This is a genomic window from Nocardia sp. NPDC059195, from assembly GCF_042754695.1.
Lineage (GTDB): Bacteria > Actinomycetota > Actinomycetes > Mycobacteriales > Mycobacteriaceae > Nocardia.
In genome coordinates this window covers 1-21355 of the sequence record NZ_JBHZBG010000004.1, presented here as the reverse complement: position 1 = coordinate 21355, position 21355 = coordinate 1, and the positions used below count along the sequence as shown (strand labels likewise).

Sequence of the window (21355 nt, the reverse complement as noted above, 5' to 3'; positions counted from 1 at the left end):
GGCTTACGCCCGGCGCAGTTGCTCCGCCACGGCGGCAATGTGCCGGGCGTCCACGCCCCATGGGTCCTCGACGCCGACCTTCCGGTCCAGGTCCCACAGCACACACTCTTCGTCGGGTTGGGCCACCATCGACCAGGCGACCACGGTGCGGCCCAGTTGTTCGACCATGGTGCCGTGACGCTGCGTGCTCTCCCCGACGCCCTCGGGGAAATGGTGCAGGAAACGTCCGTACGCCTGCTCGCAGAAGCTGGCGTAGAGCTGGGTACACAGGATGAAGCCGTGCCACGCCTCGTCGACCGCGTGCGAGGGCATCCCGATCACCTGATCGTCGCGAATGGCGGCACCGCAGCACCGCAACCATTGGCGCAGACCGGTTTCCACGAGATCGCGAGGTTGCCAAGGCGAGGTCTTGAAGATCGCCTCGGGGAAACGCAGCGCGGCGACGGTGCGGTCGACGGTGGGGAGGTCGACTTGCCGTCTGCCGGGCCGGGGAAAAGAGAACGCCACAATTCACTGTAAGGCCACCAGCGGTGAGGTATCAGCCGCAGTGGTGGCTCATGATCGTGTGACCTACGTCCTAGTGCACTTGACCTGAACTCCGCTCGAGGTTTCATCCTTGACTTGTTCGGTCAACGCCACGAAGGAGTCGCCATGCGTGCAGTGCAGGTCAAAGAATTCGGTGGGCCAGAGGTCCTGGAGGTGCTGGACTTGCCCGCACCACAACCGGATTCGGTCGAAGTAGTCGTCGACGTCGAGGTCGCCGACGTGATGTTCCTCGACACCCGGCTGCGCAGCGGGTGGGGTCAGGACTACTTCCCGCTGAGCCTGCCCTACGTTCCCGGTGGGGCGATCGGTGGTGTGGTGAGTGCGGTCGGCGCCGAGGTCGATCCCCGCTGGCTCGGCAAGCGCGTAGTCACCGCGACCGCAGCCAGCGGCATCGGCGGGGGCCTGCCCATCGGTGGCTATGCCGAGAAATCCCTTGCCAAGGCCGCCACTTTGACCGAGATCCCCGACGAACTGACCACCGAGCAGGCCGTCGGCCTCGCGCACGATGGCCGCACCGCCCTGTCGGTGTTCGACAGGGCTGCGGTGCAACCGAATTCGTGGGTGCTGATCACCGCCGCGGCGGGTGGGCTCGGCACGCTGCTCATCCAGCTGTCGATCGCGGCAGGCGCGCACGTTGTCGCCGCGGCCCGTGGTCCGGAAAAGCTCGCGCTCGCAACACGATTGGGAGCGACTGAGGTGGTCGACTACTCCGTCGAGGGCTGGGCGGAGCACGTTCGCGAGATCACGGGTGGGGGAGCGGCCATCGTCTTCGACGGAGCGGGTGGCGAGCTCGGCGGTGCGGCGTTGGCCGCCGCTGCCGACAACGGACTGTTCCTCGGATATGGCGCTGCCGCAGGAGAGTTCGCAGACGGAGACACCGATGGCGCAGTAGCACGGGCTGTCACGGTGCTGGGACTGTTCGACATCGTCGGCAAGGACGTCGACTGGGTCGACATCACGTCCCGGGCTCAGGCGGCGGTAGCGGAGGGTGCGCTGGAAGTGGTGATCGGGCAGACGTTCCCGATCGACCAGGTGCGGGAGGCTCATGCCGCGATCGAAAGCCGCTCCGCCCTCGGTCGTACCTTATTGACGGTCGGCGCGTCATTGTAACTTGTTATGCGCCGCAACGGAATACACGTTAAGTTATGTTCTGTGCAGGGACTGATTATCGTCGCAGTGATCGCTGCGGTTCTGTTGTTGGTAATAGGAGTGATCAAGTTGGCCAGCAACCCAGGGGACAACATCGACCGTCGCGATCGCGAGGTTCGATTACGGGGAGGCCAGCGAGCGAAAAGCTCGTAAACCCCTACCCTCGGGTGCAGCACCACGACGGCGATCGGCCGCCGCGTCTTCCTCGGAACCCGCGACCCCGATCGCCGTTTCTGCACCCAGTCAACCCGCATCACCCAGCCGCCGCGACACGACCGCCGCGCCAAGTGGTCAACCCCGCACTCCGCCGGGTACCATGCGACTCGCCCGCGGAGACCCCCGCGGCGAGGGGCGGTAGCTCAGTCGGTTAGAGCCGCGGACTCATAATCCGCTGGTCGTGGGTTCGAGCCCCACCCGCCCCACTTACCCCCTCTGAACTGCGGATATGTTCTTTTCGCCGGAGCGCGACAACGGCCCCTCGGCATGTTAGACGCCGCGTCCGCTGACGCCCGATGTCGTCGCGGGCCTCGATCCTGAGGTGGAAATCTCCGATCTGGAGGACGACATCATCGAAATCGACTACTCGCGTTGACCGTTCGATCGCGCAGCAGGGCCTCGGTGGGGGCGGAAAGGCGGCCATCCACTTCCCGCTCGGCCCAGTGATGCCGCCGCAGCGCGGGCAGCGGCATGCATGCTGGTCGCGTTCAGCACAGGCTGCCGTGCGGTCCGTTGGGTGGGGATTCCGGCGCGGTTATTGCTGTGGGCGAACGGTCAGAATTTGTTGGGCTACTCCCACTGGGCCATGGGTGTCGTGCAGGACGGTGCTGGTCAATCCTTGCCCCGCCTGGCCGAACGTCACGGCGGTGTCGAGGCCGGTCCAGGTGCCTTCGGGTTGCCGGTAGAGGTGGATGGTCAGGTCCAGGTTGGGGAACATCCACTTGGTGGGTTCCTGCCGTACCGCGATCCCGTTCGCGGTATCGACCAGCGCGATAAATGTCGCCAGCGGATCGGCCGATTCCGCGGCGACCAAGTCCACCGGTGAGTGCACCCACGCGGTGGTCCGTCCGGGCTGGGGCACGCCGACGGGGCGGGTATCCACCGAGGCGATGTACCCGCCGGGCCATACCGAGGTCAGCGGCCAGGACGCCAACGACTCGGGTGCCGGGAGTCGGTCGGGCTCCCCGCCCGCGACACTGTCACTGTCCTGGCTGCTCAGCATCCAGGCGCGCGCGGAGACGACGTCGCGTCCGGCGATGGTAACTGTCGCCTCGACCAGTTCGATGGTGCGCCCGGGGCGGATCGTGCGGACCGTGATCTCGAATTCGTCGCACGCTATCCGGCCCAGGATGTCGAAGCTGATCCGGCTCATCACCAGCGCAGGACGTTGTTCGTGTGTTCGCGTGCGCTGGATCTCGTGGACGATCAGGCCGCCGAGCGGGCTGAAGTGCTGCTCGGCGGTGTCCCACGCGCCGCCGGCGTGCACTGTCGGCGCGAAACGGTGGGCGCCGACTCGGTGAAAGTAGGCGGACGCGGGAACAGTCATATCCTTCACATTTCTCAACCTATCGGTCGAATTTTGATCGAGCAAGTCGAATTACCGTCCAAGTGGTTGGTGGCAGGCGAGCCGAGGGCTTCAGGTGGGTCGACCAATCGACCTCTCGGTCTATCCGCGCGAAACGCGGTAGGCGCTTCGACGATCACCTCGATAGGATCGGGCGATGACTTCGAGCACGGACGAGAGCGTCGCGCCTGCCGGGCGCGCGGAGCGGCGGCGCGATCGACGCAAGGCGGAGATGATCGTCGCCGCGTTGCAGATCCTGTCCGGCGTCGGTTACCAGGGGATGCGGTTCGAGGACGTCGCCGAGCGCTCCGATATCGCGAAAGCCACTCTCTACCACTATTTTCCGAGCAAAGACGCGCTGGTCTCCGCCGCATTGGAGAAACTGACATCTGACGTGCTCACGCACCTGAGCAAGGCCCTGGACGCTGCCTCGACACTGTCCGCGACCGAGCAGCTACGCGACCTCATCGCCGAGCAGTTGCGTGTCCTGACAGTGCTGTATCCCGAAGTGGGCAAACTGTTCTCGTTCCCCGCACCCTGGCCCGAGCAGCACAGCGAATCCATCAAGACCATGCGTCGGCGCCACGATCGGATCTTCCGGGAGGTCATCGACGGCGGCATCGCGTCGGGCGAGTTCGACTGCCCGGATCCGTCGGTCGCACTGCACTGCCTACACGGCATCTTGAACCACGCCTCGATCTGGCTACGTCCGGACGCCGACCCCGAGGGCCGAACCCGCGACGCCGTCGTCGAGCAATCACTGCGGCTGTTCACTCGGCCCCAGGCAATCGCGACCTGACCAGAGTGTCGTGGCTTTCGCGGTTGGCGAGCACCTCGGTCATGTGCGTCTGGGCCCAGGCTCTGAGGCCGCGCGTCAGGTGGTGGAGCGAGAGGCCGAGATCGGTCAACTCGTAGGTGACGGTGACCGGGACGGTCGGCGTCACGGTGCGAGTGAGTAAGCCGTCACGTTCGAGCGATCGCAGTGTTTGGGTCAGCATCTTCTGGCTGACACCCACCAGGAGTCGAGAGATCTCGGAGTAGCGCATCGCCTTGGGGGCGTCTGTTGGAGCGGGAACGGGCGAGCCGTCGCCGCCGAGCGCGCAGAGGATCAGGACGACCCACTTGTCGGAGATTCGGTCGAGTAGTTGGCGGCTGGGGCATGCCGCCAGGAACGCGTTGTATTCCACCTTTGCCTGCGCCTTCTTCTGAGCCGCCGTCTGAGTCACGGATCGTGCCTTCCTTCGGGTGGGTTACGCACTCCAAAGTGCCTACTTCCTCACGGGAAGTTACTCTCCGATACTGGTCCACGGAGGCGGAAAGCGCCACCCTCGAGCGAACGACGAAGGGCACCACGTGAGTACATCTGCGACTTCTCTTCCCGGCGGCACCTGGGCCCTCGGCGACCTGACGGTCACCCGGTTCGGCTACGGTGCCATGCAGCTCGCCGGCCCGTGGGTCATGGGCCCGCCTGCCGATCACGACGGTGCGCTGGCCGTCCTGCGTGCGGCCGTCGAACTGGGGATCACCCACATCGACACCAGTGACGCCTATGGGCCGCGGATAACCAACGAGCTGATCCGAGAGGCGCTTCACCCTTATCCCGATTCACTGCGCATAGTGACCAAGGTTGGCGCGAACCGTGACGCACAGGGTGGCTGGCCGGTAGCCCGGCGACCCGAAGACCTGCGCAAGCAGGTCAACGAGAACCTTCAGGCGCTCGGGGTCGAGGTGCTCGACCTGGTCAACATGCGGATGGGCGACGCCGAAGGGCCGCAGCCGGGTTCGCTCGCCGAGGCGTTCGGGACTCTCGTCGAGCTCCAGCGGGACGGTCTGATCCGCCACCTCGGGGTCAGCAACGTCACCACCGAGCAGGTCGCCGAAGCGCAGGGCATCGCCCCGATCGTGTGTGTGCAGAACATGTACAACCTCGCCCACCGCCACGACGATGAGCTCATCGACCGGCTCGCCTCCGAGGGCATTGCGTATGTGCCGTTCTTCCCGCTCGGCGGGTTCAGTCCGCTGCAGTCCTCGGCGCTCTCGGCGGTCGCCCGCCGCCTGGGGGCGACTTCGATGTCGGTCGCGCTTGCCTGGCTGCTGCAGCGTTCACCGAACATTCTGCTCATCCCCGGTACGTCGAAGGTGCCGCACCTGCGTGCGAACGTCGCAGGCGCCGGCCTCTCTCTCGCATATGAGGACTTGGCAGAGCTGGACGACCTCACCCGCCCGGCCGACCCCCAGCTGTGACAGTGGACCGCACGTCACGAAGATCGGATGGTCTAGGGCTCGTTTCGTTGCGTCGACTTCGCGCTCAGCCCCGCGATGAGTAGGGCGACCATTCGGCGCGGGTTGTAGCGGGGTGTGCTGCCGCCGATGCAGAGGTTGCCGGCGGCGCGGAGGAGTTCGTAGGGATCGGTGCCGGGGTGGATTTCGCCTGCGGTGGTGGCGGCGGTGAGCAGGTTGGCGCAGGTGGGGACCAGGCGGTCGAGGAAGTAGGTGTGCAGGGTTTCGAAGGTGGTGGCGTCGGACTGAAGTGCTTCGGCCAGGCCGTGTTTGGTGGTGAGGAAGTCGGTGAAGAGGGTTATCCACTCGCCGAGTGCGGCGTGGGGGGAGCTGTGGGTGGACAGGAGGGCCGGGCCCGCTTCGGCGCATGCTTCGACCTGGTGGCGATAGACGGCGACGATGAGGTCGGCTCGGGTGGGGAAGTGGCGGTAGATGGTGCCGACGCCGACGCCTGCCCTGGTGGCGATCTCGCGGACGGGGACATCGACGCCGGAGGCGATGAACGCTGCCGCGGCAGCGTCGAGTAGCGCTTGCTGGTTGCGCCGGGCGTCGGCGCGTTTGCGCGGTGCCTCGGCCGGGTTGTCGACCACGGTCGCGAAATCTCCCTCTTGGCAAACGGAACAGTGTTCCGTATGTTGATTAGCGGAACATCGTTCCGCTTGGTTGAGGATGCCAGAATCGGCGAGCCGAACCAAGCTCATCTGGGAGGAACCGCCATGCAGTACCGCACTCTGGGTCGTACCGGCGTTCAGGTCAGCACGCTCGTGCTCGGCGCGATGAACTTCGGCAAGCTGGGAAAGTCCACGCAGGACGAGGTCACCGCCATGATCGACGTCGCCATCGACGGCGGCATCAACCTCATCGATACCGCCGACATGTACGGCCAGGGCGAATCCGAGGAACTGGTCGGTAAGGCCATCGCGGGCCGCCGCGACGACATCGTGCTGGCCACGAAGGCGAGCATGCCGATGGGCGAGGAGCGCAACCATCGCGGCGGTTCGCGCCGCTGGCTGACCACCGCGCTCGACAACAGCCTGCGCCGACTCGGCGTCGACCATGTCGATCTCTATCAGATCCACCGCTGGGACCCCGAAACCAGCGATGAGGAAACCCTCTCGGCACTGACCGATCTGCAGCGCGCAGGCAAGATCGGCTACTTCGGATCCTCGACGTTTCCCGCCTACCGCATCGTGCAGGCGCAGTGGGCCGCCAAAGAACACCACCTGAGCCGCTACGTCACCGAACAGCCCGCCTACTCGATCCTGCAGCGCGGCATCGAAACCCACGTCCTGCCGGTCACCGAGGACTGCGGCCTCGGCGTGCTCGCCTGGAGCCCACTGGCCTCGGGTTGGCTCTCTGGTGCGATCCGTGCCGACCGTGAAATATCTACCAGCCGTTCAACATTCATGCCTGACCGCTACGACACCGCCATCGCGGCCAATCATGCCAAGATGACCGCCGTCGAACAACTCGCCAAAGTGGCCGACCAGGCAGGCCTGACTCTGATTCAACTCGCACTAGGTTTCGTCACCGCCCACCCGGCTGTGACCAGCGCGATCATCGGCCCACGCACCATGGACCACTTGCACTCTCAACTGGCCGCGGCCGACACCGTATTGTCGGCTGAGGTGCTCGATGCCATCGATGCAATCGTCGCCCCCGGCGTCGACCTCGCGCCGCACGAAAAGCATGACACCCCACCATCTCTGCTCGACGCCTCCCTGCGTCGCCGCTGAATTCCGACCCTTCGAGACCCGGTGGAACAAGTGGCGATGGGTGGCAGGACGGGCTGATCGGCGCATGTCTTGCGGATGTCCGCGGGGACCGGCCGAGGTATTTGACTTACAGTTACAGAATAACTACGGTCGGACCCGTGGCACGGACAAAAGGCTTTGACCCCGACGATGCGGTCGCGAAAGCGATGGAGGTGTTCTGGCGTAAGGGATTCGCCCGCACCACGCCGCAGGATCTCCTCGATGCGATCGGCATCGGCCGGGGCAGTCTGTACAACGCGTTCGAGGGCAAGCGTGATCTGTTCGATCGGTCGCTGCGCCTCTATCAGGCGAAAGAAGCTGCGCGGATGATCGATCTCCTCGACGGCCCTGGCTCGCCGCGGGATCGAGTGCATACCGCGCTCACCATGGTCCTCGACGCCGCCTGCGCCGACTCCGAACGTGGCGGTTGCCTGGTCACGAATACTGCCATCGAACTAGGTGACGACGACGATGTCGGCCTGCTCGTGCGGCGCATTTTCGACCGCCAGCACGAGGCTTTTCGGGGTGCCGTCGAGGAGGGGCAACGCGCTGGGGAATTCAGCGCGGACCTGGACTCGCGAACCGCCGCCACCTTCTTGTTGACCACTATCAACGGTATGCGGGTGCTGGCGAAGGCCGACCCGCGTCCTGCCCGGCTCGCCGGATTGGTCGAGACGGCAATGCGCGCACTGTAGCCCACTGACCGGCTCAATTGTCGACCGTCAGCTGGAGTTGTGTGCTGCCTCAATTCTGTAACTTTAGTTCAAGAAAGGGATATCGTGGATCTGCAACTCGTCGGCAAGACCGCCGTCGTCACCGGAGCGAGCAAAGGTATCGGCCTGGAAATCGTCCGGGCACTCAGCGCCGAAGGAGTGCGCGTGGTTGCCGCCGCGCGCACCGTCACCGCCGAACTCCGCGAGCTCGAACACGCTGTCAGCGCGGTGGCCGTCGATCTGGCCGCCCCGAGCGGGGCCGCAATCTTGATCGAACGTGCCACCGCGATCCTCGGCGAGATCGATCTCCTGATCAACAACGTCGGCGGCGTGGTCCCCGGGAGTATCGACGTCGGCGGCTTCCTCGACATCGCCGACGACGCTTGGGAGCGCACGTACGAGCTCAACCTCTTCAGTACGGTCCGGGTCACCCGCCAAGCTCTACCCAGCCTGCTCCGGCAGCGCGGCGTGATCATCAACATCTCGTCGATCGGCGCCCGTGCAGCCTTTCGCCCGGTCGACTACGGCACCGCGAAAGCCGCGCTGAACAACCTCACCAAAGCTCTCGCCGAGGAGTTCGGAGCGCAGGGTCTCCGCGCCCTCACCGTCTCCCCGGGCCCTACTCGTACCCGCAACTGGTCCGACCCTGACGGATATGCCGCAGACGTCGCCGCCCAAAACGGGGTCACCCTTGATGAATTCCTCGCTCAGGCCCCCGCTCAAATGGGCATCACCACCGGCCGACTGACCGAACCGTGTGAGACTGCGGCGCTGGTCACCTTCCTCGCTTCTCCAGTTTCCGGAAATCTCACGGGCGCCGACTATTTGGCTGATGGCGGCGTGATCAAGACGGTCTAGCGCAGCAATCCTGTCCACGTTCCGCGGCAACGATCCGGTCGTCGATCGAGCGCTGGGGAATCTCGGTGCCGATCGTGCCGAAATAGCGAGGGTCACAGGGGAAGAGAAGGATGCTCCGCGCGTTGTTTTGACCGTCTCGCAGCCCACTGTCAACCGAGGTACGGCACCACTCTGTGTTCCTCGAAGTGTCCGATCCGCAGCCGAACGGTGGGGTGCACCGGCAGTTCGGCCAGCTCATCCGCACCGACAAACCGAACCTCAGTCGATTCGCTACTTATCGTGATTTCGCCACCCAAAAACCGGCCGAGATAGGTGACGGCGAACTCCTGCCGCACCTCTCCGTCCCCATACTCGATGACGTGCTCCGGATCGGTGTAGATACCCAAGAGACCCGTAATCTCGATATCGAGTCCGGTCTCCTCCTTCGTCTCCCGAACCGCACACTCTTCGAGGGTTTCACCGATCTCCATGGCACCCCCTGGCAGCGACCAATTCCCGGAATCGCCCCTGCGCTGCATCAAGATTCGCCCGGAACCGTCCGTGACCAGAACAGAACCGCCGGGCACGAGGCTGGTGGCCTTTGGGGCGCTCGGGTCCTTGTAGTAGTCACGCCGTGAGCTCATGCGAAAGTCCTTGCGCATAGGGGGTCGCCGAACCCCAGATCTGTTCGAATTGCTCGGCGAACGAGGAGAAGATCCCGTGCTGGGACAGCTTCCGCAGATGGAGCGCCGGGTGCTGATATCCGCGGGCACGGAAGAGATACGGCGTCACGATCATCTTGTCGTCGAACCGGAACACCGAGTTGTAGAGATGGCTGGTGTGCAGACCGATGTCGCAACCTGGCGTATCGGTCAGCGGACCTAACATGTTCAGCGCGTTGCGGATTCTGCCGGCAAGAGTTCCGTTCATCTGTTCCAGCGCATCACGCTCGACCACGTGCGGGCAGTCCGGATCCGCGAACGCTAGTCGGATGCGAGTTCCGTTGCGGCACTTGGCGGCGAGAATGTCCGCCGCATCCGGCAGCAGTTCCAGCACGAACGGGTAGGCATAGCCGACGATGTCGATCTGCTCGTCGGCCCCGAGAATCAGCGAGGTCCACAGGTCGTTCGGAATATCTGCCCGATGAGCGTAGGTACCCTGGACCTCAGCAGTCGCCGCCCCACCCACTGCGAGATCAGGGCGAGTCTGCGGCCACAACAGATCTTCGGTCTCATCAAGAACCCGCGCGACCAACGCCCGCGTGCGCCGATGCGGGACACGACCGGACAGCCACCGGTTGACGGTCTTCACGTCGACACCGACAGCATCCGCTAGCGCAACCGAATCCAGTCGCGCACGAAGCATCGCCGATTCCAAACGGGTGGCCATGCTCGAACCATACGGCGCATTTCCTGGACATACCAGCACCTTTGAAATGTCTGCTGAAATGTCCCGGACGTAGTTCAGGTGCCCGACTCGGAGCAATACCGTCAGATCACCGTGCACGACCAACAGCCAAGGGGGCGACGTGATCTACGGACGAACATCTCTCATGTATCCGAGAACAGACCTGACCGACGGGAGACGTCGATGACCACGTTGCTCGACCAAGCACTCGTCCTCCGAATCCTGCAGCCTGGCGGGCAACTCACCGATCGCCAGATAGCCGATAACACAGCACTTTCCATCCGCCGAACGAGACGAGCACTACGCACCCTCCATCTCAACGGCTTACTCCGCCAAGTCACCCACCGTCAAGCCTGGGAACTGTCGACCTGCGGCCACGCCTACACCAACACCCCAACCGGCCAAGCCATGCTCGACGTTCCCCGGTCGGCACTCGCCGGATGAAACCCATCGCCATCGGATACCTGCGATCCGACATCTCCGGAACAGCACAGAACTGGGACGAGATCCGAATCCGCTCCCTGGCCATGCGATACGGCTACGACCTCGCGAAAACCATCGTGTTCACCCCAAGAACCCCAGACCCGATCACCCGACTGATCGCTACTGCTCACCGGACCGCTGCCGATGCTGTCTTCACGCCCCACCTCGCGCACCTCGGCACCGAACTGCCGGGTGTCCTCGTCCGAACCTGCGACGTGATCACCGTCAATGACGAGAACACCTACGCCAGATCATATTCGTCAGCCGGAGCGCTACGGTGACTACGTGATGCGCGAGGAATCAGACAACCTACTCAGCGCCGACCTCGAAGCGCCCGTCAACGCTGTCGGAGTGATGGTGGTGCAGTCACCCGCGCGGCGTGAGGATCACGATCGGGATTCTGCGGTTGCCTGCGTTGCGTTGGTAGAAGTCGTAGCTCGGGAAGAACTCGATGAACTCCGGCCACAGTAGGTTTCGTTCCTCATCGGTTGCTACGCGGGCTCGGACGGGGTGCGACCGATGGCCGATTCGGATCATGGTGCCCGGGTTGGCTTTCAGGTTGTGAAACCAGGCTGGGTGGGTTGGTTGGCCGGCTTTGGATGCGGCTATGGCGATGACTACATCAAGGGTGATGTTCGGTGGGTGCCGGTCCTGGCGCCGACGTGGTCGAGGAGCAGGATTCGGGCACCGGGCCAGCCGGGCATGCGCCCACCCAGTCGGCCGCCGGTCCGGCGGTACAGGGCCACATGGAGTTTCGTCGACCGACGGCCCAGGTAGATGCCGCGCTTGTTCACGAATTGGGAGCACGATTCCACCAGTCGTGCCACCAACGACCTCTTGCCCGGATCGGCATGGTTCGGATCACTCACTGCCCCTCCAGTGTTCGGTCTACTACGGCCTATAGTAGATGAATTCTCGGTCGGCGGAGGGTGAATAGTCAAGCGAGCAATTCGCGGGCAAGGGTTGTGGTCCACCAGGATTCGACTCGGTCGGGGGACCAGCCCCGTTCGGTGGTGAGGGTCGTGTAGACATCGATGGTGCAGAGGGCCGCGTAGATGTCGACCGAGGTGGGGAGGTCTTCGCGGAGAGTGCCGGGGGGCCATGAGGTGAAGACCTCGATGCGGGTTCGGTCGGCCCGGTGGCGGGCGTCGCTGTAGGTGGTGGCCAGGGCGGGTTCGGTGCGGCCTGCTTCGCGGATCAGGGCGATCACGTCGGCGGCCCGTTCGTAGAGGCGGCGGTCGTAGGCGGCCATGGCGGCCAGTTGCGCGCGCGGGTCGCCTGCGGCGGATTCCAGCGTGTCGAGCATTCGGGGGGCGTCGGCGGAGAGGTCGGCGGCGTCGACTATTGCCTGGATGAGGCCGGTTTTATTGCCGTAGGCAGAGTAGACGGTGGGGGCGGAGACGCCTGCTTCGCGAGCCACGTCGCGGACTGTAGTCGCCGCCCAGCCTTGCTCCACGAAGAGGCGGCGGGCGGCCTGGGCGATCTCGGTGCTGGTCGCCTGGGCTTGCAGACTGCGGCGAAGCGAGTCGTAGCGGCGGCGGGGTGGGTCGGTCGCCATCGGGGGTTTCCCCTTTCGTTTTACGGTACCTATATTAAAAATGTGAGTGGTAAATCTAATCTGTCGAGCGGTGTGCGGTTTCAGCGGGCCGCGGGGTTCGCCGGCATCGGGTTCGCGCTGGTCATCCTGGGGGCCAACCTGATCTTGGCACCAGCGGGACTGCCGAAGCCGGGTACCGACTCTCGCACAGCAGTCGCGTTCTTCGTCGACCACCGTGACCTCGTCGCGCTGGCGATGGCCCCGGTACCGCTGGGATGGTTCTGTGCCGTGCTGTTCGGCGCAGGCGTGCTGGCGGCGCTGCGCCCGGCCGAGCGGACGGCGGGCACAGGATGGTCGCTGGTCGGCTTCGCCGGATTGCTCTTGCAGAATGCGACTTTCACCGTGATCGTCGGAATACGCTATGCCCTGGGCGCTTCGAGTGGGGAAGGTGCGGCGCTGTGGGCGCTGCAAGACGCCCTGCTCGCGCTGAACGGCACCTTCCTCGCGACAGCGCTGGTCGGCCTGACCATCGCCGGTCGGCACGGCGGTCTGGTGAAGACATGGCACGCCGTCATCGGATTCCTTGCTGCCGCATTGCAATTCACCGCAGCCAGCATCGCGCCCCTGATTATCGACCACGACGGCCCACTCGGTCTCATCGGCTTGTCCGGTTGGCTGCTGTGGGCGGTCTGGTTCGTCGCCTACGGCATTGCGCTCCTGCGCACGAACAAGCAGCGATGACTTTTGTCATGCCCGACCCGTGCGATTCCCATCGCGGATCGGTGACTGCGCTTACTACTGGTAACGCCTCGCGTCGACCACCGTAGAGGGCATGAGAAACACAGACGTCATCACCGCACGCGGGCTGCGCCGCACATACGGCCGCGGCGACGACGCATTCGAAGCCGTCAAAGGTGTCGACCTCGAGGTGCACGAGGGGGAGGTGTTCGCGCTGCTCGGGACGAACGGCGCGGGCAAGACTTCGACGCTCGACATGCTGGAAGGGCTCATCGCCCCGTCGGCGGGCGAGGTCGAAGTTTTCGGGCTCGACCCGCTCCGGCACCGGGACCAGGTCCGCCCGAGGGTCGGCATCATGTTGCAGTCCGGTGGGCTGCCCGCCGAGCTGACCGTCGCCGAGACCCTCGAAATGTGGCGCGGGACATGCACCGATCCGACCACCGCCGACGCCGTGCTGGCACAGGTCGGCCTGACCGATCGCGCGGGCGTGCGAGTGGGCTCGCTGTCGGGTGGTGAGCAGCGCCGCGTCGATCTGGCGTGCGCCCTGCTCGGACAACCGCGCTTGCTGTTCCTGGACGAACCGACCACCGGCCTCGATCCGGAAAGCCGGCGTGGGACCTGGCAATTGCTCGCCGACCTCAAAGCATCGGGGGTGACGATGGTTCTCACCACGCACTATCTGGACGAGGCCGAAGCACTCGCCGATCAGATCGCGATCATGCACAAGGGGGCGATCGCCCGTAGGGGCACGCTGCGCGACATCGTCGAGGACCACCCGGCGCGCATCGCCTTCGACCACCCCGGACTGCCCGTGCCGCAGTTTCGCGGCGCCCGCGTCGACGCACACGCGCGAGTCACCATCAGCACCAATGATTTACAGGGCCACCTGTTCGAACTGCTCGGCTGGGCACGCGAAGCAGGCGTGCGGTTGACCGGACTCGAGGCGCGTGCCGCATCGCTGGAATCGGTCTTTCTCGATATCGCCGAGGCAACCACTCCCACCCTGATCGGAGCACGATGACTACCACCCTGCCCGCCGGCGGATTTCGCCGCCGACCACTCACCGCTCTCGCCAAGGCCGAGTGGCTGCAGTTCCGGCGCAACAAGACCCTTGTCTACATGGCCACGGTGTTCCCGATCGGAATTCCGTTGGTCACCTTCCTCATTGCCCGCAAGGACGCCGAGCCGACAACGGCGATGGCGGCGGTGGCCTTCGAAATGCTCGCGCTGCTCGCCCTGCTGTTCGTCCAGTACTACTCGGTGCTCTCGATGGTGACCACTCGCCGCAGCGAAGGTGTGCTGAAACGGCTGCGCACAGGTGAGGCCGCCGACTGGCAGATCCAGCTCGCCCCGGCCATACCCGGCGCCATCATGACCCTCGCGTGCACCGCTGTCGTCACCGTGGTGGTCTACGGCACCGGCACACCCGCCCCCGTCAACCCCCTCGCGATCGCCGTGGCTCTGATCGGCGGGACGGTGCTGTTCTCGCTGCTTGCCCTGGCGACCAGCGCGTACACCAAGAACGCCGAGGCCGCGCAGATCACCTCGCTGCCGGTGATGATCATCGCGATGCTCGGCATGGCCTCCATCCGCACCGTGCTGCCCGACCGGCTGGCGCAGGTGGCCGACTGGACTCCCTTCGCCGCCGTCTCCGATCTCATCTCCCTCGGCACGGCGGGCAAGCTGTCGGCGGTCGCCGAATCCGACGCCGCCCTCAGCTTCGCGGACACCGTCATCGAATCCGGCCGGCCGTTTGCGACACTGGCGCTATGGACCGTTCTCGCGCTCGTGCTGACCCGCAAGAGCTTCCGCTGGGACGACCGCGGGTGATGCGCGCGACCGCCTGGTGGCATGAGCTGTCGGGGTCGGCCAAGTACCGGCTCTACTCGCGGCTCACGTTCCAGGCGGCCATCGCCGGTCTGGCAGCCGCGTTGGCGGTCTCCGCGGGCTCGGTGGTGGCGGTGCTCATGATCGTCGTCGCCGGCATCGCGGCGATGGTCGCGGTGGAGGCGCAACCCGCTTTCGCGACCGTCCCCGGTGTGGTGGCACGGCCGCGGATGCTGCCGCTCGCCACCGCGGTCCTGGCCGCGCTCTGGGTGGTCAGCGGAGTCGTTGCCCACCTCGCCGGCGGCGAGTCGACTGTCGTCAGCGCACGCGTTGTCGGTGTGTCCGCGGCCTTGCTGACGATCTTCTCCGTCGTCGCGTTCGCCAGGCACAAGTGGTGGATTCTGATCGGCCTCAGTGTGATTACCCCGCCGGTGCTGGGAGCGCCGCTGGTGGCCGGACTGCAGGGGACCGCGTCGCTGCTGCTCGCGGGGGCGTTCGCGATCGTGTTGACACTGCTCACCGTGTGGGCGCTGGGAATCATCGACGAGTTGGAGCGGACCAAAGGGGTCGAGGCGCAGCTGCAGGTCGCCGAGGAACGGCTGCGTTTCTCTCGCGACCTGCACGATGTCGTCGGCCGCGGGTTCTCCGCCATCGCGGTGAAAAGTGAACTGGCGGTGGCGCTGTCACGAGCAGGCGACCGCGATCGGGCGACCGTGGAGATGGAAGAGGTCAGAACGCTTGCGGTCGAATCGATGGGACAGATGCGCACCCTGGTGCGCGGCTACCGCAATATCGACCTGCGCGGGGAGGTGGCTGGGGCACGATCACTGCTGTCGGCGGCGGGGTGCGAACTCGTCGTCGAGGGTGACGCGGCCAAGGTGCCCGCGGCATTCCATGAGGTCGCGGCCTGGGTGGTCCGTGAAGGCACCACGAATATCGTCGAGCACTCGGCAGCGACGACCGCGACTCTCACACTCGGCGCGTCAGGCATGTCGCTGCGCAACGATCGTCCGCAGCGTTCGATCGGTGAACGATCCGGGCTGCGTGGGCTCGGCGAACGCCTCGCCGCGGTCGGCGCGACCCTCGACATCGCCACCTCCGGCGACGAGTTCATCCTCGAAATCCATTGGGAGAATCAGTGATTCCCGTACTCCTCGCCGACGACGAAACTCTCATCCGCGCCGCCATGGCGACGATGCTCGGGCTGGAGCCCGATCTCGATGTCGTCGCCCACGTGGGCTCCGGCGCCGAGCTCCTCGCCGCGTGGCGCCGTCGGGCCGAGGGTGGTGAGCCGGTCGCGGTCGCCGTCATCGATCTGCAGATGCCGGGCATCGACGGCATCGACACCGCGGTCGAACTGCTCCGAATCACCCCTGGCGCAGGGACTTTGATCGTCACCAGCCATGGCAGGCCCGGCTATCTCAAGCGCGCGCTCGCCGCGGGTGTGCGAGGTTTCTTGCCCAAGACGACCTCGGCGGCGACGCTGGCTGAGGTTATCCGGTCGGTGCACAACGGTGGCCGATACGTCGATCCCGAACTCGCGGCCGAAGCCATCAGCGCGGGGGATACCGTCCTCACCGCCCGCGAGGCCGACGTCCTCGAATTCGCCGCCGACGGTGCCTCCGTGGAGGACATCGCCAAACGCGCACACCTCTCGCCCGGCACCACCCGCAACTACCTGTCCTCGGCCATGACCAAGCTCGGCGTGTCCAATCGCTACGAAGCCGCACTCAAAGCTCGGGAGAAGGGCTGGATCTAGCCCGTATTCGCCTAGGGTGTGGGGCATTACGGCTGCGATGAGAGGGATGGCGATGGCTGCTGCGCTGGTCAAAGGGCAGAACGCGAGCTTGGATTCGGGGGAGGTGGTGCTGTCTGTTCGGGGCGGGGTCGCGGCCGATCTCTCGGCACTGTTGGTGACCGATGCGGGGAAAGTTCGCTCGGACGCGGACTTCGTCTTCTTCAATCAGCCACAGGCGCCGGGTGTCCGGTTGAACGGTGCCGGACTCGAGGTTTCGCTGGGCGCCGTGCCGGGTGATATCGCGCAGATCCGCGCGGTGATTACCGTTGCGGCAGAAGGCGATACGTTCGGAAGTGCCGCGTCTCCGGTCGCTTCGGTGGCTGATCGTGCCGGGACTGTGTTGCACGAGTATGTGATCGAGGGGCTCGGTCGTGAGTCGGTGGTGATCGCGCTCGAGCTGTATCGCCGGGGCGAACAGTGGAAGGTCCGCGCGGTCGGGCAGGGCTACGCGGGCGGGTTCGCCGACCTGGTCACCGATCATGGGGTGAGCGTCGACGACGAGCCGGGCGTTGTCGCGGTGCCGGAAGTTCGCACCGTGCCGGGGGAGGCGGCGCTGTCTTTCGAGAAGCGGCAGAAGCTGGACATGCGCAAACGCGACGTCGCGAAGGTGCTGATCGACAAAGGCGCTTTCGGAGCCAGAGCGCGGGTGGTGCTGGTCATCGACAAGACCGGCAGCATGCAGAAGATGTACAGCGGCGCGACCGTGCATCGGGTCGTCGAGCGGATGATCCCGGTTGCCACCCAGCTCGATGACGACGGCACCCTGGAGGCCTACCTCTACGCGCTGACCTACGCGAAGCTGCCCGATATCACCGTGGCGGGCGGCGAGCAGTGGGCGCGGACCTACCTGCACCTCAAGGGCACCCACCAGGGCATCGACTACGACGGGATCGGCGGCCGCAACGACGAACTGCCCATCATGCGCGCGGTCATCGACAGCCTCACCGCTGAGCCGACGCTGGTGCTGTTCTTCACCGACGGCGGCTTCGCGAAAAGACGTGAGATCGCCGCTCTCATGCGCGAGGCCGCCCACCTGCCCGCGTTCTGGCAGTTCATCGGCCTCGGCACGGCCAATTTCGGCGTCCTGCGAACTCTCGACGAACTCGACGGCCGCATCGTCGACAACGCCGGCTTCTTCGCTCTCGCCGACATCGACAAGGTCGACGACGCCGAGCTCTACCGCCTCCTGCTCAGCGAATTCCCGGACTGGCTGCGCGCCGCCCGTGCCGCGGGGATCGTGACGGCGTAGGCAACCCTCGTCAGAAATCGAGTTGTCGCTGGTCGCGAGGATCGTTAGCGTGTCTACCGTTTGCTGTTCGGCAAACTGAAAGGACGAGCTCATGGAACCGATTACCGAACGCGACATCAGGTCGTCGTTCGTCAACTGCTCGAAAGGTGACGCGAAGCGGTTGAATGTGCCGCGTGACCTGGGTGAGCGCCCCTGGGAGGATCTCGACTTCCTCGGGTGGACCGACCCGTCGTACGCGGGGCGCTGTTATATCTCGGTGCCGCGGGCGGACGGGCTGGTCAGTGTCGCATTGCGGCATGAGACCGGTGGGTCGGGCAAGACACAGATGTGCACGATCTGCCTCACCACGCATTCCGGCGGTGGTGTTTCGCTGATGACCGCGAGCAAGACGGGCGAGTCGGGGCGCAAGGGGAATACGGTCGGCAGCTACATGTGCACCGATCTGGCCTGCTCGCTGTACGCGCGCAACAAGAAGCGGCCGTCGATGGGTAGCCGGTATCGCGAGGATCTGACGCCGGAAGAGAAGGCGGAGCGGGTGGTGGAAAACCTGAACGCCTTCGTGGACCGGCTCTACACCTAGCCGACCCGACCCGCGCGATGACAGGAGGTAGATGCTGTGCGCCGACACTCGATAGACCATGGGGCCCGAGTTCTGTTGATCCCCAACAGGACTCGGGTCGATTCGTTCCTGACCGGTCGAGGCGGCCCGGGCTGATCCCGGACCGTCCCGAGCGGAGCAGGAAACCTAGAGCATCGCGTTCATGATGGTGCCCGCGCTGGTGGCGACGACGCCGCCGATCATCGCGCCCGCGACCATCTTCGGCGACTGCATCGCGCCGCCGGTCCATTTCTCCCAGGCGAACTTTCCGCCGGCGACAGTGATGGCGACGATGCCGGACAGCAGGATGAACCAGGTCAAGTAGCTGACCATCTGCATGATCTTGTCCGCGAGCGGTGGTGCTTCGGGGGTCGGATTGCCGATCTGCGCCAAGGTATCGGTGACGGCGGCCAGAAACATGGGGTCTCACTCGGTAGCTCGGAGGAACGGAACGACGATGAACTCTGCACTGATGGTATCCGGTCATGTGCGACGGCGTCGGTGCCCATCTGGACCGAACCGATCGGTTTTGTTGGTGTGCAGGGGGTTCGCGCCCGTATCCTGGACCACGATCGAATACGGCAGGGCTGGAACGCAGTTCGCGTCACGCGATAGGGGAGCAGGCTATGAGCATCATTCTGACGTCGATGGCCGACACCATCACCACGTACGCGCAGATCGGCAACCCGTCGCCGCAAGCGCCTCCGCTGTCGGACAAGATCATGCAAATGGTCCAGTACTTGACCTGGTTCATGATCCTGTCGGGCGTGCTCGCCATCACCGTCGCCGGCGGAAAGTTCGCCTGGGAGAAGTGGAACGGTAGCGCGATGGAGTCGCCGAAGATGATCGCGGGCGCCATGATCGGCGGTGTGGTCGCCACCAGTGGCGGCACCATCATGAACGCGATCCTCGGCTAGATCCGCGCGCCCTTGGCGCGATTGCAGGCCCGGCACAGGATCTGCAGGTTCGTCGCGCTCGTCGCACCACCGCGGCTGAGCGGGATGATGTGGTCGAATTCCAGGTAGTGGCCGTCGCCGCATTCGACGCACGCGCCGCCGTCGCGCTGCCACACCTGGGCTTTCACATCCTGGGGGATGCTGCGGCTGTCGCGCTGCCCCGGTGTCAGGACCAGGCGTTTCGACACGCGCAGCGCACCTTCCAGCGCCGCCGCCACATAGTCGGGGTCGGTGACGCCGAAGGTCGCGCCGCCGCGTGCTGAGGTCGCCGCGAGCACGACCGTGCCGTGCTCGGGATGCACCGACACCACCCGGTTCCACGGCAGCTCGATGCCGGTGCCGTCGCCGACGAAGCGCAGCTTCTTGGAGCTGCCGATGAGCCGGCCCTCGGTGTTGCGTGGGCCCCGGGCGAGCATGCGGATGTGGACGGCGGGCAGGTCGAGGTGGACGCGCTCGTCGGGGTCCAGGTGCAGGCCGGGGGTGTTGACGGTGGGCAGTTCGCCGGCCCGCAAGCGGGAGAGGGTGCGGCCGCGATGCATTCGGCGGCGCAGATCGTCGACGATGCCGCCGGACAGTGCCAGCTCGCTGACGACGTGTTCGAAGGCATCCAGTTCGTCGGCGAACACCTCACCGTCAGCGAAGGCGAAGGCGACCATTCGCTCGACCTGGGTCAGGCCCGCCTCGCGCAGTAGTGTTCGGCCGCGCTCCTCGTCGATGCGCTGGAAGCGCAGGGCGGCCCACACCTCGGTCCATTCCTCCGACATCGTGCCGGTGCTCGCCAGGACGCGCCTGGCTCGGTTGCGCCAGTGGGTGAGGAATTCCTCGATCTCGTCGGCACAGTTCTTGCACGGTCCGTGACCACCGAACAGCTTGCGCCGCAACGGATTGCCGCAGCGGGTGCAGCGGGTTCGGTGATCGTGGATGTGCGGATGGACGCTGGTGGTCCACTCGTCGCCGTCCCACCAGCGGAGCTGATCGGGGGTTTCCGGGTCGGGGTGCCAGTCGGCGATCTCCGGGTCGACCGGCGGCGGGGGCGGCACGTCGATGACGCGGCGGGACAGGGCCGGTGGGCGCGCCGACGTCGGTCCGTCGTGCCGCGACGCGGCTGGATTCGGAGACCCGGGAGACGACCGGTTCGCCCGGTGGCCGGCGTCGGGCAGATCGGCGGCAGACGTCGACGTGTCGTGTCGTGACGGCACACTCGCGAATCGTGCGCGATCGGCGGTGCGCGCGGCGTCGGCGGATGATGCCCGATTCGGTCGCGCGGGCACCCGCGAGCTGTCGTCGGGTGTGATGCCGGGGCGTCCGCTGGCGGGTTCGTCCACCGTGACCCCGAATTCACCGGCCAGGCCGGCCAGCCCACCGGACCAGCCCTGGCCGATCGCACGGAACCGCCACTGGCCGTCGCGGCGGTAGAACTCGCCGAACATCATCGCCTGCACGTCTTCGATGCCGTCGATGGTGAACTGGGCGATCGGGCCGTCGGCGGCGTGCACGGTCAAGGTGAGGTCGGGAAGCTGGTCGAAGGTGGCGTCGTCGAGAGACGCGCTGACGACGATGCGCGCCACATCGGGTTCGGTGCGGGGTAGCGAAATGCTCAGTCGCGCGGTCCCCGGGGCGGGCTCCTGGTCCAGGGTCACCGCCTGGGAGGCGTGGCGGGGTGCGTTGAAGAAGACGAAGTCCCGGTCAGCACGGACTAGACCCGACTCGGTGACCAGCAGGGCATGCGCGTCTACGGCATGCGCCGACCGCCATGAAACGACCACGGCGAGAAGCGATGTCGGGACCGGCGCGTGCGCACCCTTGCGTAGTTCCATGGTGCTCGCATGATGTCATGAAGGTCCGACAGTGTTTATTGGCGCGCTGGCGCGCGCGTGTCCGCGGCCCCAAGGGGCCGCCGGTTAGCGCTCGAGACTAGAGCC

27 protein-coding genes and 1 tRNA gene are annotated in these 21355 nt (G+C 65.6%); 17 read left to right on the top strand and 11 right to left on the bottom strand.

The features are described 5' to 3' along the window. Positions 1-3: 3 nt before the first annotated feature. Positions 4-507, bottom strand: a complete 504-nt coding sequence (locus tag ACFXKN_RS07230) for a hypothetical protein (protein WP_379432660.1) — start codon at positions 505-507, stop codon at positions 4-6. A gap of 144 nt (positions 508-651) precedes the next feature. Here ACFXKN_RS07230 and ACFXKN_RS07225 point away from each other — a divergent pair, with 144 nt between their 5' ends. Together ACFXKN_RS07225 and ACFXKN_RS07220 are read left to right on the top strand one after the other, a co-directional pair. Beyond that, positions 652-1656 carry a zinc-binding dehydrogenase gene (locus ACFXKN_RS07225; RefSeq protein WP_379432659.1) on the top strand — a complete coding sequence of 335 codons (1005 nt, stop codon included), beginning with the start codon at positions 652-654 and terminating at the stop codon, positions 1654-1656. Between the two features lie 387 nt (positions 1657-2043). Further along, positions 2044-2117 (top strand) — tRNA-Ile (locus ACFXKN_RS07220). Positions 2118-2446: 329 nt separating this feature from the next. Here the strand turns inward: ACFXKN_RS07220 and ACFXKN_RS07215 are convergent. After that, positions 2447-3238: a thioesterase family protein gene (locus ACFXKN_RS07215; protein WP_378952314.1), complete on the bottom strand. Its 792-nt coding sequence runs from the start codon at positions 3236-3238 to the stop codon at positions 2447-2449. A 175-nt stretch (positions 3239-3413) separates the two neighbouring features. On the opposite strand from ACFXKN_RS07215, the gene ACFXKN_RS07210 reads away from it, so the two are divergent. Further along, positions 3414-4055: a TetR/AcrR family transcriptional regulator gene (locus tag ACFXKN_RS07210; RefSeq protein WP_379432658.1), complete on the top strand. Its 642-nt coding sequence runs from the start codon at positions 3414-3416 to the stop codon at positions 4053-4055. On the opposite strand, the gene ACFXKN_RS07205 is transcribed toward ACFXKN_RS07210, so the two are convergent. After that, positions 4027-4482 carry a winged helix-turn-helix transcriptional regulator gene (locus ACFXKN_RS07205; RefSeq protein ID WP_379432657.1) on the bottom strand — a complete coding sequence of 152 codons (456 nt, stop codon included), beginning with the start codon at positions 4480-4482 and terminating at the stop codon, positions 4027-4029. The two genes, ACFXKN_RS07210 and ACFXKN_RS07205, sit on opposite strands and share 29 nt — an antisense overlap. A 127-nt stretch (positions 4483-4609) precedes the next feature. Here ACFXKN_RS07205 and ACFXKN_RS07200 point away from each other — a divergent pair, with 127 nt between their 5' ends. Further along, entirely contained in the window at positions 4610-5500 is an 891-nt protein-coding gene (locus ACFXKN_RS07200) for an aldo/keto reductase family oxidoreductase (protein ID WP_379432656.1), read from the top strand. 32 nt (positions 5501-5532) lie between these two features. Here the strand turns inward: ACFXKN_RS07200 and ACFXKN_RS07195 are convergent, their stop codons facing one another. Next, positions 5533-6126, bottom strand: a complete 594-nt coding sequence (locus ACFXKN_RS07195; RefSeq protein WP_378952302.1) for a TetR/AcrR family transcriptional regulator — start codon at positions 6124-6126, stop codon at positions 5533-5535. Positions 6127-6252: 126 nt separating this feature from the next. Between ACFXKN_RS07195 and ACFXKN_RS07190 the strand changes: the two genes are divergently transcribed. The 3 genes from ACFXKN_RS07190 to ACFXKN_RS07180 all read left to right on the top strand — a co-directional run bounded on the left by ACFXKN_RS07190 (position 6253) and on the right by ACFXKN_RS07180 (position 8861). Next, a complete protein-coding gene (locus ACFXKN_RS07190; protein ID WP_379432655.1) occupies positions 6253-7272 on the top strand; it encodes an aldo/keto reductase in 1020 nt (339 codons plus the stop codon). A 137-nt stretch (positions 7273-7409) separates the two neighbouring features. After that, on the top strand, positions 7410-7985 hold the full coding sequence (locus tag ACFXKN_RS07185) for a TetR/AcrR family transcriptional regulator (protein WP_378952293.1): 576 nt from the start codon (positions 7410-7412) through the stop codon (positions 7983-7985). A gap of 84 nt (positions 7986-8069) precedes the next feature. After that, a complete protein-coding gene (locus ACFXKN_RS07180) occupies positions 8070-8861 on the top strand; it encodes an SDR family oxidoreductase (RefSeq protein WP_378952290.1) in 792 nt (263 codons plus the stop codon). Between the two features lie 149 nt (positions 8862-9010). Here ACFXKN_RS07180 and ACFXKN_RS07175 read toward each other — a convergent pair whose 3' ends face one another. Beyond that, complete coding sequence (locus ACFXKN_RS07175) at positions 9011-9484, bottom strand: NUDIX domain-containing protein (protein WP_378952945.1); 474 nt, start codon at positions 9482-9484, stop codon at positions 9011-9013. Then, positions 9468-10346, bottom strand: a complete 879-nt coding sequence (locus ACFXKN_RS07170; protein WP_379432654.1) for an XRE family transcriptional regulator — start codon at positions 10344-10346, stop codon at positions 9468-9470. Before ACFXKN_RS07170 ends, ACFXKN_RS07175 begins: the two co-directional genes overlap by 17 nt. 84 nt (positions 10347-10430) lie before the next feature. Here ACFXKN_RS07170 and ACFXKN_RS07165 point away from each other — a divergent pair, with 84 nt between their 5' ends. Then, positions 10431-10691, top strand: a complete 261-nt coding sequence (locus tag ACFXKN_RS07165) for a hypothetical protein (protein ID WP_378952284.1) — start codon at positions 10431-10433, stop codon at positions 10689-10691. Continuing rightward, on the top strand, positions 10688-11011 hold the full coding sequence (locus tag ACFXKN_RS07160; RefSeq protein ID WP_378952281.1) for a hypothetical protein: 324 nt from the start codon (positions 10688-10690) through the stop codon (positions 11009-11011). Before ACFXKN_RS07165 ends, ACFXKN_RS07160 begins: the two co-directional genes overlap by 4 nt. Before the next feature lie 85 nt (positions 11012-11096). Here ACFXKN_RS07160 and ACFXKN_RS07155 read toward each other — a convergent pair whose 3' ends face one another. The 3 genes from ACFXKN_RS07155 to ACFXKN_RS07145 all read right to left on the bottom strand — a co-directional run bounded on the left by ACFXKN_RS07155 (position 11097) and on the right by ACFXKN_RS07145 (position 12288). Next, positions 11097-11288: a nitroreductase/quinone reductase family protein gene (locus tag ACFXKN_RS07155; RefSeq protein WP_378952942.1), complete on the bottom strand. Its 192-nt coding sequence runs from the start codon at positions 11286-11288 to the stop codon at positions 11097-11099. A 59-nt stretch (positions 11289-11347) separates the two neighbouring features. Then, complete coding sequence (locus ACFXKN_RS07150; RefSeq protein WP_378952278.1) at positions 11348-11599, bottom strand: nitroreductase/quinone reductase family protein; 252 nt, start codon at positions 11597-11599, stop codon at positions 11348-11350. Between the two features lie 68 nt (positions 11600-11667). Beyond that, entirely contained in the window at positions 11668-12288 is a 621-nt protein-coding gene (locus tag ACFXKN_RS07145; RefSeq protein WP_378952275.1) for a TetR/AcrR family transcriptional regulator, read from the bottom strand. A gap of 42 nt (positions 12289-12330) precedes the next feature. Here ACFXKN_RS07145 and ACFXKN_RS07140 point away from each other — a divergent pair, with 42 nt between their 5' ends. The 7 genes from ACFXKN_RS07140 (at position 12331) to ACFXKN_RS07110 (ending at position 18459) form a co-directional block, all read left to right on the top strand. Next, positions 12331-13008 (top strand): hypothetical protein, encoded by a 678-nt coding sequence (locus ACFXKN_RS07140; RefSeq protein ID WP_378952272.1) that lies wholly within the window; start codon positions 12331-12333, stop codon positions 13006-13008. Positions 13009-13099: 91 nt separating this feature from the next. Then, complete coding sequence (locus ACFXKN_RS07135; protein ID WP_379432653.1) at positions 13100-14026, top strand: ABC transporter ATP-binding protein; 927 nt, start codon at positions 13100-13102, stop codon at positions 14024-14026. Then, complete coding sequence (locus ACFXKN_RS07130) at positions 14023-14835, top strand: ABC transporter permease (RefSeq protein WP_378952266.1); 813 nt, start codon at positions 14023-14025, stop codon at positions 14833-14835. Before ACFXKN_RS07135 ends, ACFXKN_RS07130 begins: the two co-directional genes overlap by 4 nt. Then, positions 14775-15974, top strand: coding sequence for a sensor histidine kinase (locus ACFXKN_RS07125; RefSeq protein WP_378952263.1), 1200 nt, complete (start codon positions 14775-14777; stop codon positions 15972-15974). Before ACFXKN_RS07130 ends, ACFXKN_RS07125 begins: the two co-directional genes overlap by 61 nt. Further along, positions 15971-16591, top strand: coding sequence for a response regulator (locus tag ACFXKN_RS07120; RefSeq protein ID WP_378952260.1), 621 nt, complete (start codon positions 15971-15973; stop codon positions 16589-16591). The genes ACFXKN_RS07125 and ACFXKN_RS07120 overlap by 4 nt, the downstream gene beginning before the upstream one ends. Positions 16592-16643: 52 nt before the next feature. Beyond that, a complete protein-coding gene (locus ACFXKN_RS07115; protein WP_378952939.1) occupies positions 16644-17879 on the top strand; it encodes a VWA domain-containing protein in 1236 nt (411 codons plus the stop codon). A 91-nt stretch (positions 17880-17970) separates the two neighbouring features. After that, positions 17971-18459: an FBP domain-containing protein gene (locus tag ACFXKN_RS07110; protein ID WP_378952257.1), complete on the top strand. Its 489-nt coding sequence runs from the start codon at positions 17971-17973 to the stop codon at positions 18457-18459. Between the two features lie 165 nt (positions 18460-18624). On the opposite strand, the gene ACFXKN_RS07105 is transcribed toward ACFXKN_RS07110, so the two are convergent. Continuing rightward, positions 18625-18897, bottom strand: coding sequence for a hypothetical protein (locus ACFXKN_RS07105; protein ID WP_378952254.1), 273 nt, complete (start codon positions 18895-18897; stop codon positions 18625-18627). A gap of 206 nt (positions 18898-19103) precedes the next feature. Between ACFXKN_RS07105 and ACFXKN_RS07100 the strand changes: the two genes are divergently transcribed. Next, a complete protein-coding gene (locus ACFXKN_RS07100; protein WP_378952251.1) occupies positions 19104-19394 on the top strand; it encodes a hypothetical protein in 291 nt (96 codons plus the stop codon). On the opposite strand, the gene ACFXKN_RS07095 is transcribed toward ACFXKN_RS07100, so the two are convergent. Further along, positions 19391-21250: a TerD family protein gene (locus tag ACFXKN_RS07095; protein WP_379432652.1), complete on the bottom strand. Its 1860-nt coding sequence runs from the start codon at positions 21248-21250 to the stop codon at positions 19391-19393. The two genes, ACFXKN_RS07100 and ACFXKN_RS07095, sit on opposite strands and share 4 nt — an antisense overlap. Positions 21251-21355 lie beyond the last annotated feature (105 nt).